The sequence below is a fragment of the Brevundimonas sp. UBA4553 genome (genome assembly GCF_002387245.1).
Taxonomy (GTDB): Bacteria; Pseudomonadota; Alphaproteobacteria; order Caulobacterales; family Caulobacteraceae; genus Brevundimonas.
The window spans coordinates 278,929-292,581 of sequence record NZ_DGLD01000019.1 but is presented as its reverse complement, the minus strand read 5'-3'; the positions used below and the strand labels follow the sequence as shown (position 1 = coordinate 292,581).

The 13,653-nt window shown below is 70.2% G+C and carries 12 protein-coding genes; 5 read left to right on the top strand and 7 right to left on the bottom strand.

Going from position 1 to position 13,653, the window contains the following annotated elements; genetic code table 11:
• Window positions 1-80 precede the first annotated feature (80 nt).
• From B4A39_RS13885 to B4A39_RS13875, 3 genes are all read right to left on the bottom strand, one after another.
• On the bottom strand, window positions 81-818 hold the full coding sequence (locus B4A39_RS13885; RefSeq protein ID WP_292037105.1) for a glutathione S-transferase: 738 nt from the start codon (window positions 816-818) through the stop codon (window positions 81-83).
• A 117-nt stretch (window positions 819-935) separates the two neighbouring features.
• Window positions 936-1,181, bottom strand: a complete 246-nt coding sequence (locus B4A39_RS13880; protein WP_292037104.1) for a hypothetical protein — start codon at window positions 1,179-1,181, stop codon at window positions 936-938.
• Between the two features lie 143 nt (window positions 1,182-1,324).
• Complete coding sequence (locus tag B4A39_RS13875; RefSeq protein ID WP_292037103.1) at window positions 1,325-2,224, bottom strand: endonuclease/exonuclease/phosphatase family protein; 900 nt, start codon at window positions 2,222-2,224, stop codon at window positions 1,325-1,327.
• Between the two features lie 229 nt (window positions 2,225-2,453).
• On the opposite strand from B4A39_RS13875, the gene B4A39_RS13870 reads away from it, so the two are divergent.
• Both B4A39_RS13870 and B4A39_RS13865 read left to right on the top strand, forming a co-directional pair.
• Window positions 2,454-3,011, top strand: a complete 558-nt coding sequence (locus tag B4A39_RS13870) for a type 1 glutamine amidotransferase domain-containing protein (RefSeq protein ID WP_292037102.1) — start codon at window positions 2,454-2,456, stop codon at window positions 3,009-3,011.
• 51 nt (window positions 3,012-3,062) lie between these two features.
• Window positions 3,063-3,428 (top strand): hypothetical protein, encoded by a 366-nt coding sequence (locus tag B4A39_RS13865; protein WP_292037101.1) that lies wholly within the window; start codon window positions 3,063-3,065, stop codon window positions 3,426-3,428.
• Window positions 3,429-3,588: 160 nt separating this feature from the next.
• On the opposite strand, the gene B4A39_RS13860 is transcribed toward B4A39_RS13865, so the two are convergent.
• On the bottom strand, window positions 3,589-4,167 hold the full coding sequence (locus B4A39_RS13860) for an alpha-ketoglutarate-dependent dioxygenase AlkB (RefSeq protein ID WP_292037100.1): 579 nt from the start codon (window positions 4,165-4,167) through the stop codon (window positions 3,589-3,591).
• Window positions 4,164-5,240 carry a DNA polymerase IV gene (dinB, locus tag B4A39_RS13855; protein ID WP_292037099.1) on the bottom strand — a complete coding sequence of 359 codons (1,077 nt, stop codon included), beginning with the start codon at window positions 5,238-5,240 and terminating at the stop codon, window positions 4,164-4,166. The genes B4A39_RS13860 and dinB overlap by 4 nt, the downstream gene beginning before the upstream one ends.
• Window positions 5,241-5,623: 383 nt before the next feature.
• Between dinB and B4A39_RS13850 the strand changes: the two genes are divergently transcribed.
• The 3 genes from B4A39_RS13850 (at window position 5,624) to B4A39_RS13840 (ending at window position 8,243) form a co-directional block, all read left to right on the top strand.
• On the top strand, window positions 5,624-5,746 hold the full coding sequence (locus tag B4A39_RS13850) for a hypothetical protein (RefSeq protein WP_292037098.1): 123 nt from the start codon (window positions 5,624-5,626) through the stop codon (window positions 5,744-5,746).
• A gap of 65 nt (window positions 5,747-5,811) precedes the next feature.
• Window positions 5,812-6,468, top strand: a complete 657-nt coding sequence (locus B4A39_RS13845) for a lasso peptide biosynthesis B2 protein (protein WP_292037097.1) — start codon at window positions 5,812-5,814, stop codon at window positions 6,466-6,468.
• A gap of 2 nt (window positions 6,469-6,470) precedes the next feature.
• Window positions 6,471-8,243 (top strand): asparagine synthase-related protein, encoded by a 1,773-nt coding sequence (locus B4A39_RS13840; RefSeq protein ID WP_292037096.1) that lies wholly within the window; start codon window positions 6,471-6,473, stop codon window positions 8,241-8,243.
• On the opposite strand, the gene B4A39_RS13835 is transcribed toward B4A39_RS13840, so the two are convergent.
• Together B4A39_RS13835 and B4A39_RS13830 are read right to left on the bottom strand one after the other, a co-directional pair.
• Window positions 8,170-10,656 carry a S9 family peptidase gene (locus tag B4A39_RS13835; protein ID WP_292037095.1) on the bottom strand — a complete coding sequence of 829 codons (2,487 nt, stop codon included), beginning with the start codon at window positions 10,654-10,656 and terminating at the stop codon, window positions 8,170-8,172. The genes B4A39_RS13840 and B4A39_RS13835 overlap by 74 nt on opposite strands.
• 9 nt (window positions 10,657-10,665) lie before the next feature.
• Window positions 10,666-13,590, bottom strand: a complete 2,925-nt coding sequence (locus B4A39_RS13830) for a TonB-dependent receptor (protein ID WP_292037094.1) — start codon at window positions 13,588-13,590, stop codon at window positions 10,666-10,668.
• Between the last annotated feature and the right edge of the window lie 63 nt (window positions 13,591-13,653).

The window sequence follows — 13,653 nt, the reverse complement described above, 5'->3', positions numbered from 1 at the left end:
CCGGGGAGACCGCCGATCCAGCGGCGAAGCCGCTTCGCCCCGGCCGGCGCGAGGGCGGAGCCCTCAGGTCCGGTCCGGGATTAGCGGCGCGGGCCCGTTGTACGGTCGGCCGGCGCCTGAGCCTCCAGAACCTCGCGCAGCGACTGCTCGATCCGACCGCCGCAATAGAGGTCGCCGTAGTCGGCGCGGGCGCGCGCCGCCAGTTCGGCGAGCGGCGGGGTTTGCGCCATCCTGCGGACCAGGCCGGTCGTGAGGGGGGCGGATTCTTCAAGCATGGCGTCGATCAGAGGGAAGCGCTCCGCCATGGTCGACCACAGGGTCGCGGTGACGACGTCGGCGACGCCCGCCGTCTCGCCGCCGAGGAGAAAGCCGGACTGGGGCTTGAGGCCGTGTCGGCGCCCCAAGTCCTCCCAGAGCCCCATCCATCGTTTCAGGCGCGGCGCGAATTCGGCCCAGCGGCTTTCGGTCCACATCTGGCGGCCCCCGTCCAGGGTGAGTTCGTCGATGACGTCGTTGGCGTCGTTCGCCACCTTGATCGAAAGGGCGCGTCCAGCGGCGGTCTTCGGGAGAAGGTGGAGCGTGTCGCCGAGATAGAGCAGGATGGCCGGCGTCTGGGACAGGGTCAGGCCGGCTTCCGCGTCGACCAGGACCGGCGGCCCCATGAAGGGAACCGGCATGTCGTCGATCGCCCCCTCCATCAGACGGGTCACGGCCGCGTCTCCGGCCTCGACCCAGGTCGCCCCGGCATGGGCCAGAAGGGCGCGCACGAACTGGCCGCGAAACGGCGCGGACCAGTAGTAGAGGGTGTATCGGGACATGGGGATCTCGCGAGGATGCTCCGGCTCAAACGAACCAGCGCGCGGTCCGTTCTCCCGGAAGGGCCCAGGGCCCGACCCGCCCGCCGCCGGCCAGCTGGCTGGCGGATGATCGCGCGATCAGGCTGTCAGGGCCGTCAGGTCGCGATAGGGAGCGCCGCGTTCGCCGGCCTCGGCGCGAGACAGGACGGCGGTCACCAAGGTCGAACCGACATGGATCTGGAGGTTCCGGTAGCGCAGGCCGTCGTGCAGGGCCGAACAGGTCGCGCGCACCACGGAGAGATGCTCCACCCAGAGCCCGCTTTCCACGGTGATCAGGCCGGGCTGCTGATCCGGGTCCGCGGCGGCCGCAGCCGCCCGGCCCATCCGATCAAGGGTCGCTCGAGTTCGTCACGGGTCATGACGCCCATCTATCCGAGTCGGCGTCCCTGGGGTGGACCGAGAGGCCATGCCGAACGCATTTTTCGTCAGCATACGCCCCGGCTGAAGACCAGGAGCCCCCGTCGCGCCTAGTTCAACATCCTCACCGAGATCGGACAGTGATCGGAAGGGTGCTCCGCTTCAGGCGACGCATAGGCGTATTCCTCGAAAGAGCCCGGCACGACGCGCTCGGCCGCCTCGACGCCGACGACGATGAAGTCGATGAACTCCCTGTAGCGGGCCTTGCAGCCGGCCGAACGGCCCGCCCCGGTGAGGGTCAGGCTCGCGGCGGCCGGCTCGCCGTCGTTCAGCGCCTGGAAGAAGGCGTCGCCCCGGCTGGCCATCCGCCGGTTCCAGTCGCCCAGGACGACAAAGGCTTCGCCGGCGTTCGCCCGGTCATCGATCCAGGTCTCGAGAACCGGCGCCTGGCCGAACAGGACCGGGCAGTCCGGATCGGTCGGCGCACGCCCTGAATTGCATCCCGACTTCAGGTGGACGGCCAGCAGCCGCAGCGGCCGCTCGCGACCCACCGTGACGTCCACGCCCCAGCGCAGGTTTGGATTGCCGAGCGCGAGCGCGGAGAGATCCTCGTGGCGCGACCAGGGCACGCCCTTGCGGATGGCGAAGCCCACCGCCTGGTTCTGGATATGGCGGCCCGGCAGGCCGCGGCATTCCGGGCCCCACGGACTGGCCGGGCGGGAGGACATGACCACCTCGTACCGGTCGGGCGAGAAGACCCGCTCCGCCGCCGCCCGGCTCTCGACCTCCTGGAAGGCGATCACATCGGCGCCCAAGGCGTCCGCATGACGACGCAGAAGGGCGTAGTCGCCCTCCTCGCGCGGTCTGCAGCCTTCGCCGTCGCGCTCGGCCAGATGTTCGAGGTTCCAGCTGGCGATCTTCAGCGGCGAGCGATCCGACGCCGCGGGCGGAATCCCCGTGCAGCCGGAAAGAAGCGCGGTGGCGGCGATTGCGGCGAACAAGCGTTGCATGAAGCCGTCCTAGCGCACTCGTGGTTTCAGGCAATCCCTGAGGGGCCGAGGCCCTCATCTCCGCCCAGAGCCGTCACCCAGAGCCCCTCACCATGCAGACGACGGCCGCAGGCCTGGGGGTTCGCCGTTCGATGGAGTCTGAAGCCCCGGGACGAGGCCGAGCGCTCCCGGGGAACGATCGCTGCGGGGTCGTGTTTTCGCCCTGCCCCCATGACCCAAGGAGTTTGATGTGCCGACCCCCTCGCTTCACGGCAAGACCATCGCCGTCCTCGCCACCGACGGCTTTGAACAGGTGGAGCTGACCAAACCCGTCGAAGCCTTGAAGGCCGCGGGCGCAGCCGTCGAGATCGTCGCGCCCAAGGCGGACCAGATCCAAGGCTTCAACCACCACGACAAGGGCGACAAGACCGCCGTCGACAAGGCCCTGGCTGAGGCCGATCCCGCCGATTATGACGGTCTGGTCCTGCCCGGCGGCGTCATCAATCCCGACGCCCTGCGCCTGGAAGAGGCGGCCATCGCCTTCATCCGCAGCGTCGCTGACAGCGGCAAGCCGATCGCCGCCATCTGTCACGGCCCATGGCCGCTGATCGACGCCGGCGTCGCCAGCGGCAAGCGCATGACGTCCTGGCCCTCCCTGAAGGCCGATCTCACAAACGCCGGCGCAGACTGGGTGGACGAAGAGGTCGTGGCGGATCAGGGCTTGATCACCTCCCGCAAGCCGGACGACCTTCCGGCCTTTTGCGACAAGATGATCGAGGCCTTCGCCGAAGACCGCCAGGATCGCTAGGATCGTGCTCAGAGGCGCCGCCGAGGAAGGCTGGCGGCGCGCCGGGTCGCCATGCCCGGCGGCCAGGATCGGGGCGGCCGCCAGACGGTGCAGATGACGTCGAAGGCCTGCCCCGTGACCCCGGACGGCCGGTATCTGGTCGTTCGCGGCAGGCTGTGGCGGACCTCCAACCCCAACCTTTCGCCGGAACGGAGAGCCGCTCTGGTCACCGAATTGATGGACGCGCGACGCGCCGTCAGGGCGGCCCTGGCCGGCGACGGAAGCCAGGTTCCGGCCGCCCGCGCCCGGGTCGACGGCGCCAAGGTGGCCCTGGGCGAGCGCGGCCCGGTCTGGTGGCCGGACGGCGCGCCCGACCTGAACCGCAGGATGGCGCACACGACGCCCTATGCCGACTGGTTCGCGGGCCTGGACGACTGATGCAGATCGCCGCCGTGGCCAGGAGGGCGGTCGACCCGCGCCCCTCCTCCGATTGAGGCGCGGCCTCCTCGTCCTCCTCGTCGAGCGACAGGCCCGGGCCGGCGCCGTCGGCCCCAAGGCCCAGCGCCATATTGGCGATGCGACAGGGCGGTTTCGTCGTTCAGGCCAAGGTTCTGAACGTGATGGAATATCGCAGGGCCGTCATCGGCGAGATTGAATGCTCCCAATCTCGTCGCGCCTCGCCCGACAACCGGTAGACGGAGCCAGGCTCCAGCGGCGCCTCGGCGCGGCGCCACCGTGCGCCCGCCTTGCGGCGCAGGCGCATGATGCAGGGCGCCAAGAGCGAGACCCCGATAATCTCCCCATAGACGGGCCGGTCGCGATGCCAGCCGATCCCCGCTCCGGGCCGGTATTCGTTGACCAGGGCCTGGACGAAAGCCGTCTCGTCCAGACCCAGCCGTCCCGTCGGACGCCCCAGCAGATCCCGAAGAAACGCCGGCCAGGGGTCCGCCGCTTCCAGCCTGCCCCGCTCCAAGTCGTAGCGTCGTCCGAAGGCGGCGATCCGCCGGAAGCCCTGGTAGCCCCTGTGCTCGTAGGGGCTGAACGCCAGTCGCTGCAGTTCCTCGACCACAGCGGCCTGCTCCGCCGCGGTCAGGACCTCCGGCCAGTGGTCGAAGCCTGGCGGAACGGCCGGCCCGGAGACATGGCCGAACAGGTCAGCCTGAGGCCGGGCCGTCACAGCGCCAGTTCGCCAACGGCGGGCTTGGGCGAGGCCTTCTCCAGATTGGACAGGGTGACGCCGACCAGGCGCACCCCCCTCGTCGGCGGATAGAGGGATCGCACCAGAAGGCGGGCGACCTCGCGCAAGCGCGCTTTCGAGGCGATCGGCTCATGGAAGGAGCGGCTCCGTGTCGACTGCTGGAAGTCCGCCCATTTGACCTTCACCGTCACGGTCCGGCCCAGCGACCCCGCCTTTTCGCACCAGGCCCAGACATCGTCCGCCATCTCGTCCAGCCCGGCCTCGATCGCCCCCGGATCGACCAGATCGCTGGCGAAGGTCGTCTCCGATCCGCTCGACTTGCGCTCGCGATCCGGATTGACCGGGCGATGATCCTCTCCCCGGGCCACGCCATAGTACCAGGCGCCGGACTTGCCGAAGTGGTGCTGCAGGAAGGCCAGGGACTGACGCTTCAGGTCCGCGCCGGTCTCTATGCCCAGACGGTTCATCTTCTCCGCTGTAACGGGCCCGACGCCATGGAAACGTTTGACCGGCAAGCCCTCGACGAAGGCCTCCCCTCGCCCGGGAGGCACCACGAACTGGCCATTGGGCTTGCGCTGGTCCGAGGCCAACTTGGCCAGAAACTTGTTGTAGGAAATCCCGGCCGAGGCCGTCAGCCCGGTCTCCTCCAGGATGCGCGCGCGTATCTCCTCGGCCGTCGCAGAGGCGGTCGACAGCCCGCGGATATTGGCGGTCACGTCGAGATAGGCCTCGTCCAGGGATAGAGGCTCGATCAGGGGAGTGTAGTCGGCGAAAATGGCGTGGATCTGCGCCGAGACGCTGCGATAGACGTCGAAGCGCGGCGGGGCGAAGACGAGCTTCGGGCATTTGCGCAGGGCCGTGCTCGAGGGCATGGCCGAGCGCACCCCGAAACGACGCGCCTCATAGCTGGCGGCGGCCACCACCCCGCGCGAAGCAGCGTGACCCACGGCGACCGGCCGACCGCGCAAGGCGGGATCGTCCCTCTGCTCCACCGAGGCGAAGAAGGCGTCCATGTCCACGTGAATGATCTTGCGAGGGGCGACGACATCCATGGGCCACGCCTAGCAAGCCGCGAACAAAATGGGAACACGTGGACTGGCTTTTGCAGGCAGGGCGAGTTCAGAACACGACCACTAAGGATGGCCCTGCCCGTCCCTTTGCTCAGTTGACCCTTATAAGCCCGCTTGGCGAACGCGTGGCGGAGCTGGACACGCCAGCCTGGTCAGTGCGGTGCCGGCCCAGTTCGAAGGCCTGCGAGACCAGGTTCTGGGCGAAGATCCGCAACGCGACTGGCTTGGCGGCCGCCTCGACGACCTGGCCCCCGACGCCCCGGCCAGTGATCCCGAATATACGCCGGATATAGCTTCCATGCCGCCCCCACCGGGCGCTCTCTTCGCGGGCCACCTCCGTGGCGACAAACCAAGGGAGAGAGACAATGAACACCTCCAAGCTCCGCCTCGTCGGCTTCGGTCGCGCCCGGGTCCTGACCCGCGACGGGCTGATCGGCGAGTTCACCGAGAAGGAAGTCCGGGACAGCCTCTATCCGCCCATGGGCTGATCGGACCGCGGGCGGCCGTCGTCGCGGCCGCCCGCACCCCGCCTGCCTTGCGCGAGACTCCATCCATGACGCTCCCTCTCTGGCCCGCGCCGCACGTCCATTTCGCGACGATCGACACCGACATCGTCCTCCTGGACGTTGCGCGGGACCGCTACGACTGCCTGACGGACTGCGCCCCATGGCTGACGACGGACGAGGACGGCCGTCTCCTGGCCGGCGATACAGAGACGGCGGAAGCCCTGATCGACATGGGGTTCGCGAGTCATGCGCCTCCACCGCCGGTTCGCCGGGCGCCCCTGCCGCAGCGGGAGCTGACGATCCCGGTGCGGAGCCCGCGGCGCGCGCTCGCCAGGGCCCTTGTCGCCCAGGCGACGGCCACGGCCATCTTTCAGAAACGCAGCCTCCTCGAACTGATCCGGTTCAATCCCGGCCGGGCGGTCGACCCCGCTTTCCAGGACCGCGCCCCCGTGTCTGAAACCCGCCTCGCATCGCTGCTGTCGGCGGCCCGTCTTGCGCGCCCCTGGATCCCCTTCGAGGGCGAGTGCCTGCAGAGAGCCTTCCAGCTCCGCTATTACCTGGCGCGTTTCGGCATCGCGACCGACTGGGTCTTCGGCGTCAGGACCTGGCCCTTCTCGGCCCACTGCTGGTTGCAGATCGGGGACATGGTCGTCGGCGACCGCCTCGAGCGGGTCAGGCGCTACACCCCCATCATGACGGCCTGACCATGGGCGACTATCTCCTGGTCTGCGCCCTGGACGGCGAAGAGGAAGCCAGGGGCCAGGCCAGCCTCACGCGCCGCCTCGCCCGCCTCGCCCGCGCGCACGACATGGACGTCACCGAACTCGGTCCCGGCGGCTGGCTGGCCGCAGGCGGCCCCTGCCCCGCCCGGGTGACGACGGTTTCGAACTGGAGGCTCGTGGGCGACGTCCTCAACCGGCGCGCCCCAACGCTCCCGGCCTGCGCCCCCGACGACCCCTGGGCCTATGAACGCAAGCTCGTCGCCCGCTTCTGGGGCCGATACATCGGCGTCCAGTTCGGCCCTCGCGGCCGCCCCACGGCCCTCTTGCGCGATCCCTCCGGCGCGCTGGAATGCGTCGCCTGGAAGCAGGACGGCCTGCTGCTCGCCGCTTCCGCCGCCTTCCCATGGCTCCTGGACGCCTGTCGCCCGCGCTGGCTGATCAACCGGGCGCGCCTCGATCTCGCCCTAAGGGATCCCCTCGCGGCCGGCGCCCCCCTGATCCTCGACGGCCCCGTCGCGCTTCCGCCCGGGACCGTCCAGCCCCTCCCGCTGGACGCCTCGCTCGTAGAAATCTGGACCCCGGCTCTGCCGGCCCGGCGCAGCCTCGCGCCCTGGCCCGGCATCGAGGAGGCCGCCGCCCGGCTCAGGGAGGCGGTGGACGAGGCCGTGACCGGACTGGCCGGGCTTTCCGCGCCGCTCGCCGCCGAGGTGTCCGGCGGGCTGGATTCCTCCATCGTCGCCGCCGCCCTGGTGAAAGGAGATCGCAAGGCCGTCAGGCTCTGGCTCAACGCCCATGGCGACACGCCGGAATCCGACGAACGCCTCTACCTGGCCCGCCTGGCGGCGCGACTGGACATCGCCCCGGCCAGCGTCCCGCATCTGCGCGCGCCAATGACCTGCGAAAGCCTCGACGCGCTTTCAGCCGGCTTCCGCCCAGGCCTGAACGCGCTCGACCAGGCCCACCAGACGGACTGGGCGCACCGCATCCGCGCCGTCGGCGCCGAGGCCCTCATGACCGGCCGGGGCGGAGACGCCATCCTGCTCCAGAACGCCACGGCCGACGTCTTCGTCGATCTCTGGCGCGCCAGGGGATGGCGGAGCCTGCTGGATGCGGACGCCCGGGAACTCGCCGCGGCCAATGAGGCCTCACTCTGGACCTTCGCCCTTCAGGCGCGACGCCGGGCTTGGTCAGCCCACCCTCGCCTCCAGCGCCCCCATGCCCTGCTGAAGCCCGCCGCAGGGCTCATGGAGCCTCACCCCTGGGTCAGGGACTGGGACGACTATGGCCCGGCCAAGGCCCTGCAGATCGCCGGTCTCGTCGACAGCGTCGCCCGCCACGAGCCCTCCGCGCTCACGCCCTTCGTCGACGTGCGCAATCCGCTTTGCGCCCAGCCGGTGGTCGAGGCCTGCCTTTCTCTGCCGGCCCCAGTCCTGACCCTCGGCGGCCGTGATCGCGGACTGGCCCGACACGCCTTCCGCGATCGGCTCCCTATCGAAATCATCGAACGGCGATCCAAGGGCGACATGACCCGCCTCTATGGCCGCCTGGTTCACGACAGCCTCGACTTTCTGAGGCCCTGGCTCCTGGAGGGCCGCCTCGCCGGTCTCGGCCTTCTGGACGTGGATGCGGCGGACCTCGCCCTCACGCGCGAGGCCCTGCTGTGGCGCGGGGGTTATTCCGCCGTCATGGTCCTGGCGGCATTCGAGGGATGGGTCCGTCACTGGGAAGCGCGTCTGGCCGCGCCGGCGGCTCGCTGAGCGTCTCATCCAGCCAGTCGAAGATCTGGGCGTAGCGATCACGGATATTGGCGGGGCTCCAGACGTGGTGGTTTTCGCCCCAATAGGTGACAAGGCGGGACCGCCCTCCCATGCGGTGCAGCACGCTGAAGACCCGCTCGGCCTGCCCTGTCGGCACGAAGTCCATGTCCGCGGTCAGGAACAGGACCGGCGCCCTGATGCCCTCGGCCTTCAGATAGGGACTGGCCGCCTCATAGACCGCCTGCGCCCGCCACGGCGGCGCCCCCAGGCCGTGCTGCCCGGTTTCCGCCGCGCCCTGGTTGGCGCGCAGCCTCATCCCCTCTTCCGGCTGGATCCGACTGGCCGGTTCGAACTCGCCCCAGAGACCGACCATGTCGCTGAAGGAGGACGAGGCGACATAGGACCGGTAACGGTTGGAGCGTGCGGCGATTTCAAGCGCGGCGTAGCCCCCGAAGCTGTGGCCGAGGACCCCGATGCGGTCGCGGGGCAGCTCGGGATGGGCCGCCAGGGCCGCGTCCACCGCCAGGTCGACGCTGCGGACATAGAGGTCGCCTCTGTCTTCCGGCCGTCCCGGCGGCATGGCGGGGCTCAGCACCGCAAACCCGGCGCCCGCGAGAACCTGGGCCCTGAGGCCGTAGGTCATGGTCATCGGGTCCGCCCAGACGAGGTTGTCGTACGACCCCGGGTAGACCTTGACCACCAAGCCGCGCAGGGGCGCCGTCCCCGCGCCCCGGGGCAGGAAAAGCCAGCTCGTCGCCGGCTTGCCGTCCACGCCCGGATGCGCCACGGGCATGGGCTCCGCCAGGGCGACCCCGGACAGATCGGCGTTGACGACGTCGAGCGCGCGGTCTTCGCCGCCCCGGCGCAGCCTCAGGGTCTCAGCGAGCCCCTTCCGTTCGAGCACCAGGGCGGCGCCTGGCGCGGCCGACAAGGTCCGAACGACGCTCGCCGCGCCTCCGCTGATACGGCGCAGTCCGCCGTCGGCGAAGACCTGGACGACCGCCCCCGTCTCGTCCGTCGCCAGGCTCCAGTCCCGTCGCGGCGCCTCGGCCCCGGCCTGCCGCCGAGATCGCTCCGGGTCATAGGGAACCGTTTCCCGCAGGCGCACGCCGTCGGGCGTAAGTCGCTGCGCGCCGCGTGTCGAGATCGCCCAGTATCCGCCGTCCGCGAAGACGTGAAGGGCGTCCGGCCCTGCGCTGGCGATCCGAGCCGGCACGTCCCGCATTCCGGCGGTCAGGGTCCTGGGCGGGCCGACCCCGGCGAGCAGCCGCCAGTCCAGGCGTCCGCCCGCGTCGTCCTGCGCCAGAAGGACAGGATGCTTGCCCAGCCAGTCGGCCCGGACCCCGCGCAATATGGCCGCGTCATCGCCCGGCGTGAGCCCCTCCGGAATCATCCGCTCCACCCCCTGCCGGGTCGCCTTGATCAGTCCGCCTTCGCGCCAGGCCGATCCGTCGGCGCGCGCCCAGGCCAGGACCGCCGTGGAATCCCATGACCAGCGCAGGAGATGGGGCGCCACGTCCAGGCCAGGTCCCGGGTGCGTCTCTACGCCCGTCTCCAGGTCGATCAGGCTCAGTCGCTCGCGCCGGTCGCTTTCCGTCAGCACGACGATGTCAGGATCGACCGGAACCGGCTCCTCGCCGCGGACGACGGCCAGAAGACGCCGGTCAGGCGAGAGGGCGAAGTCTGTCAGCCGCCCCTCGGCCAGGACCTGTTTCGTCCCCGTCTCAAGATCCAGCCTCACCAGGGCGCGAGGCGGCCGCGGCGACTCGGCCTGCTCCACGCCGCCGCGGGTCTCCACCACGGTGCGGGACGCCTCCCTCCCCCGGGCCGTGCGGCGCCAGGCCGCCGCCATCCTTGGCTGGGCTCCGCCGTCCTGACGCATGGCGGCGGGCAGGCTGCGGTCCGGGCGGCTGATCACTAGCAGCGCCTCGTCCGTCATCCACTCCGCCTCCGCGCCCCGTGTCGAGACATCGGCGGCGAGATCGGTCCAGGCCACCGTCCCCCGCGCGACATCGACCACCCCGTAGTCATAGGCCTCGCCCTGCAGGCGCGTGACGAGCAGGCGCCGCCCTGACGGCGACCAGGCCATGCGCTGCAGGCCCGGTCCTTCCCCGGGCAGCAAGAGACGGGGCCGGGCGGCCGGGGCTTCCAGATCGACGATCCACAGGTCCATCAGGGTCCAGGCCGAACGCCAGGCCAGGTCGAAGCGCGGGGCCGTGTCATAAGCCCCGCGCTTTTCGTAGACGAGCCATCGCCCGTCCGGCGATATGTCCGCGCGCCCGAAGGCTTCAAGCGAGACCACGTCTTCGACCGTCAGCGGCCGCTCCGCTTCAGTCTCGACGGCCATGGCGGGCGCCGTCGTCACAACGGCGGCCGCCATCGCCGCCGCGAGACGGCTTGCAAGCTTTCCCATGGCGACCGATCACCAGCGCCGGATCAGTTGCAGCGAAACAGCCCGCCCCAGGAGGCTGGCCTGTCCGGCGTCAAAGCCGTAGCCCGTGGGGGCGTCATAAAAGGGCGGATCCGCGTCCAGGAGGTTCTGCACCGCCAGGGCCAGACCCCATCCGCCGGCGTCGCCGGGACTCCACCCGAGCCGCGCGTCGATCGTATTCCAGGCGTCGATCCGCGCGCCCAGATGGTCTAGATAGGCGTCCACGCGGCTCCAGTGGAGCCCTGCGTCAAAGGTCCCGCGTCGCCAGGTCGCGCCGCTCCGGGCCCGGAACGCCACGGGATAGCCGATCAGGCCCGCGACTTGCCGTACCGGGGCCGTCGGGGTGGCGCGGGTCTCGTAGTCGAGGATCCAGGACGCCGAGGCTTCCAGATCAAGGCGGCCCGACCAGACTTCGAAGCCGTAGCGCGCGGAGGCGTCGAGGCCGCGCACCCTGACCCCGCCCGCATTGACCCAGCGGCCGTCCACGATCGCGCCATAGGTAGAGAACGGATAGAGGGTCGAGAATCCCGGCAGATGGCCATAGCTCTGGATGAGCGCCAGATCCGCGGCGCTGCTCGACGGATTGATGAAGGTCACGAAGGGCCGGGCCGCCGGATCGGTGAGCGTGGCGCGCGCGTTCTCGGTCAGCGGCCGGCTGATCCGGTCCGTGAATTCGGTATCGAAGTAGTTCAGGCTGAAGCTGGCGCCGTCGCGCCTGCGATAGTCGAAGCCCAGGGTGAAGGTCTCGGCCGTCTCCGGCTTGAGGTCGGGATTTCCGCCGTTGAGCTGCAGGGTGAGGATGTTGGCGCCGCCCGCTCCGCTCAGGAACAGGGGTGAGACCCCCATGGGATCGAAGAGCTGCGGCAGGGCGGCGGCCCGGAATGAAGTTCCCCAGGAGGCGCGAACCCCCAGGTTCTCGATCGGCGACCAGACCAGGCCCAGCTTGGGATTGGTCGTTTCGCCGAAGTCGTCATAGTCCTCGAACCGCACGGCCACGGAGAGGTCGAGGCTGCGCAGGCCGGGACGATCGTTGCCCTCGCCCACAAAAGGTATACGCGCCTCGAGGAAGGCGGCGGAGATGTTGCGCTCCCGGCGAGGGGTGAGGCGTTCGACCGGGGCCGCCGTCGCGATGAAGGTCTCGCCTCGCGTCTCGAAAGTCTCCCTGCGAAGCTGCAGCCCCAGGGCCAGGGAAGCCTCGCCGCCCGGCAGGGTCGCGACCGGCCCCTGAACGAGCAGGTTGGCCGAGGTCGCGCGACTGCGGTTCTCGACACGCGCTGTTCCGGCGCCCACGAAGTCAAGGAGCGCCCGACCGTTGGCGGCGCCGTCGCCGAAAAGGTTGTAGTAGCCGTCGACCGCCGCCCTGTAGGGCGTGGCCGGGTCATCGGGGATATTGCCCAGGGCTTCAGCGAGGAAGCGGCTGTTGATCCGGTTCGAATTGTCGAAGTCCCCGCGTTCCTCGGCCCCCGCGACATAGGCCTCGAGCGTCCAGGCCGGCGTCAGGTCGAACCGTCCGCCCAGGGTCACGCCCAGGCTTTCCGACCGGGCGTGACTCCGCCCCGGTCCCAGGTCGCGGGCGAAGGAATAGGCCAGGGTGTGGGAGGCGGCGCCGGCGGGTGAGACAAACCAGGGATTGGCGCTGGTCACGGTGAAGACGCCGCCGCTCGCCGCTGTGGCCACCTCATGTTTCCGCAGGCTGTAGCGCAGGTCGCCCGTGATCTCGATCCGGTCCCCCAGGGCCTGGCTGAAGCGGCCATAGGCGCTGCGCCTCTCCATGGCCGGAAGCAGGTCGGCGCCCAAGCTGCCCGCCTCGCGGTTCTCCTCGCCCGCGACGAAGTCGCCCGGTCCCCTCGCCGTCCCGCCCGCTGGCGGACGTATGGCGAACTGGGTCACATAGGCGCCGCCTGAAAAGGCCATGATGTTGCCAGGCGCGCTGTAAAACCGCCGGTGATCCGTGCCGCCGAAGGGGCGCAGGTCGCCATCCGCCGTATAGGGCCGATCCAGACTGCTGAGGCCGTTGACGGTCTGATACTCGTAGGAAAGATAGGCGGATCCGCCCGACCAGCTTCGCCCCGCCAGGTGGGACAGGATGACGTCCTCCCCGCCGCCCCTGGCGACGGAGACGCGCGCGCGGGTCTCCTGCCCGTCGAACGACCGGCGCATGATGACGTTGACCACGCCGGCGACGGCGTCGGAGCCGTAGAGAGCCGAGGCGCCGTCCAGCAGGACATCGACCCTTTCCACCGCGCCCGACGGGAGGGCGGAGACGTCGGCGAACTCGGCCCGCGATCCGGTGCCCGCCAACCGGCGGCCATTGACCAGGACCAGGGTGGCCGACGGACCCAGCCCCCTCAGATTGACCCCTGTGGCGTAGACATTGTTCGACGCGCCGACGTCGGAGCCCGCCGCCTGGACGAGCGGGGTGGCTGATCCGGCGTAGTTCTGCGGCAGGCTCGTCAGGGTCTCCGCCACGGTCCCGAAGCCGCGCCGGTCGAGGGCGTTCCGGTCCAGGGTCACGACCGGCGAGGCCAGGTCGCCCGAGGACCGAAGAAGCGTGCCGGTGACCACCACGTCGTCCACCGTGGTCGCGGCATCGCCGCCCTCGGCCCGCTCGTTGCGGCGCAGGACGATCACCCCCGCCTCGGTTACGGACCAGCCCAACCCCGTGCCTCCAAGAAGACGGTCCAGGGCGTCCCCGGAAGAAAGCCGGCCCTTGACGCCTGTCGTTCGCCGTCCCGACACCTGGGCCCGCGTGTAGAATATCTGTCGGCTGGATCGTTCGGCGAACTGGTCGAGCGCGCGGCCCAGCGCGCCCGGCTCTATGTCATAGTCGCGCAGGTCCTGGGCGCAGGCGGGCGCGCCGACGGCTACGACGCAGGCGACCAGGGCGCTGCAGGACAAGAGGCTCAGGCGTTTCATTCTATCGGCTCCCCTCGACGCGGGATGGCGTCGAGGAGAGAGACGGCTCAGACCCCGCCCAAC

What these genes read in the sequence shown, in the direction of transcription:
- B4A39_RS13865 (WP_292037101.1), top strand. Translation starts at nt 3,063, where the DNA reads ATGCCCGGCGGCCAGGATCGGGGCGGCCGCCAGACGGTGCAGATGACG.
- dinB (WP_292037099.1), bottom strand. Translation starts at nt 5,240, where the DNA reads ATGGATGTCGTCGCCCCTCGCAAGATCATTCACGTGGACATGGACGCC.
- B4A39_RS13880 (WP_292037104.1), bottom strand. Translation starts at nt 1,181, where the DNA reads ATGGGCCGGGCGGCTGCGGCCGCCGCGGACCCGGATCAGCAGCCCGGC.
- B4A39_RS13885 (WP_292037105.1), bottom strand. Translation starts at nt 818, where the DNA reads ATGTCCCGATACACCCTCTACTACTGGTCCGCGCCGTTTCGCGGCCAG.
- B4A39_RS13845 (WP_292037097.1), top strand. Translation starts at nt 5,812, where the DNA reads ATGACGCTCCCTCTCTGGCCCGCGCCGCACGTCCATTTCGCGACGATC.
- B4A39_RS13840 (WP_292037096.1), top strand. Translation starts at nt 6,471, where the DNA reads ATGGGCGACTATCTCCTGGTCTGCGCCCTGGACGGCGAAGAGGAAGCC.
- B4A39_RS13850 (WP_292037098.1), top strand. Translation starts at nt 5,624, where the DNA reads ATGAACACCTCCAAGCTCCGCCTCGTCGGCTTCGGTCGCGCCCGGGTC.
- B4A39_RS13830 (WP_292037094.1), bottom strand. Translation starts at nt 13,590, where the DNA reads ATGAAACGCCTGAGCCTCTTGTCCTGCAGCGCCCTGGTCGCCTGCGTC.
- B4A39_RS13875 (WP_292037103.1), bottom strand. Translation starts at nt 2,224, where the DNA reads ATGCAACGCTTGTTCGCCGCAATCGCCGCCACCGCGCTTCTTTCCGGC.
- B4A39_RS13835 (WP_292037095.1), bottom strand. Translation starts at nt 10,656, where the DNA reads ATGGGAAAGCTTGCAAGCCGTCTCGCGGCGGCGATGGCGGCCGCCGTT.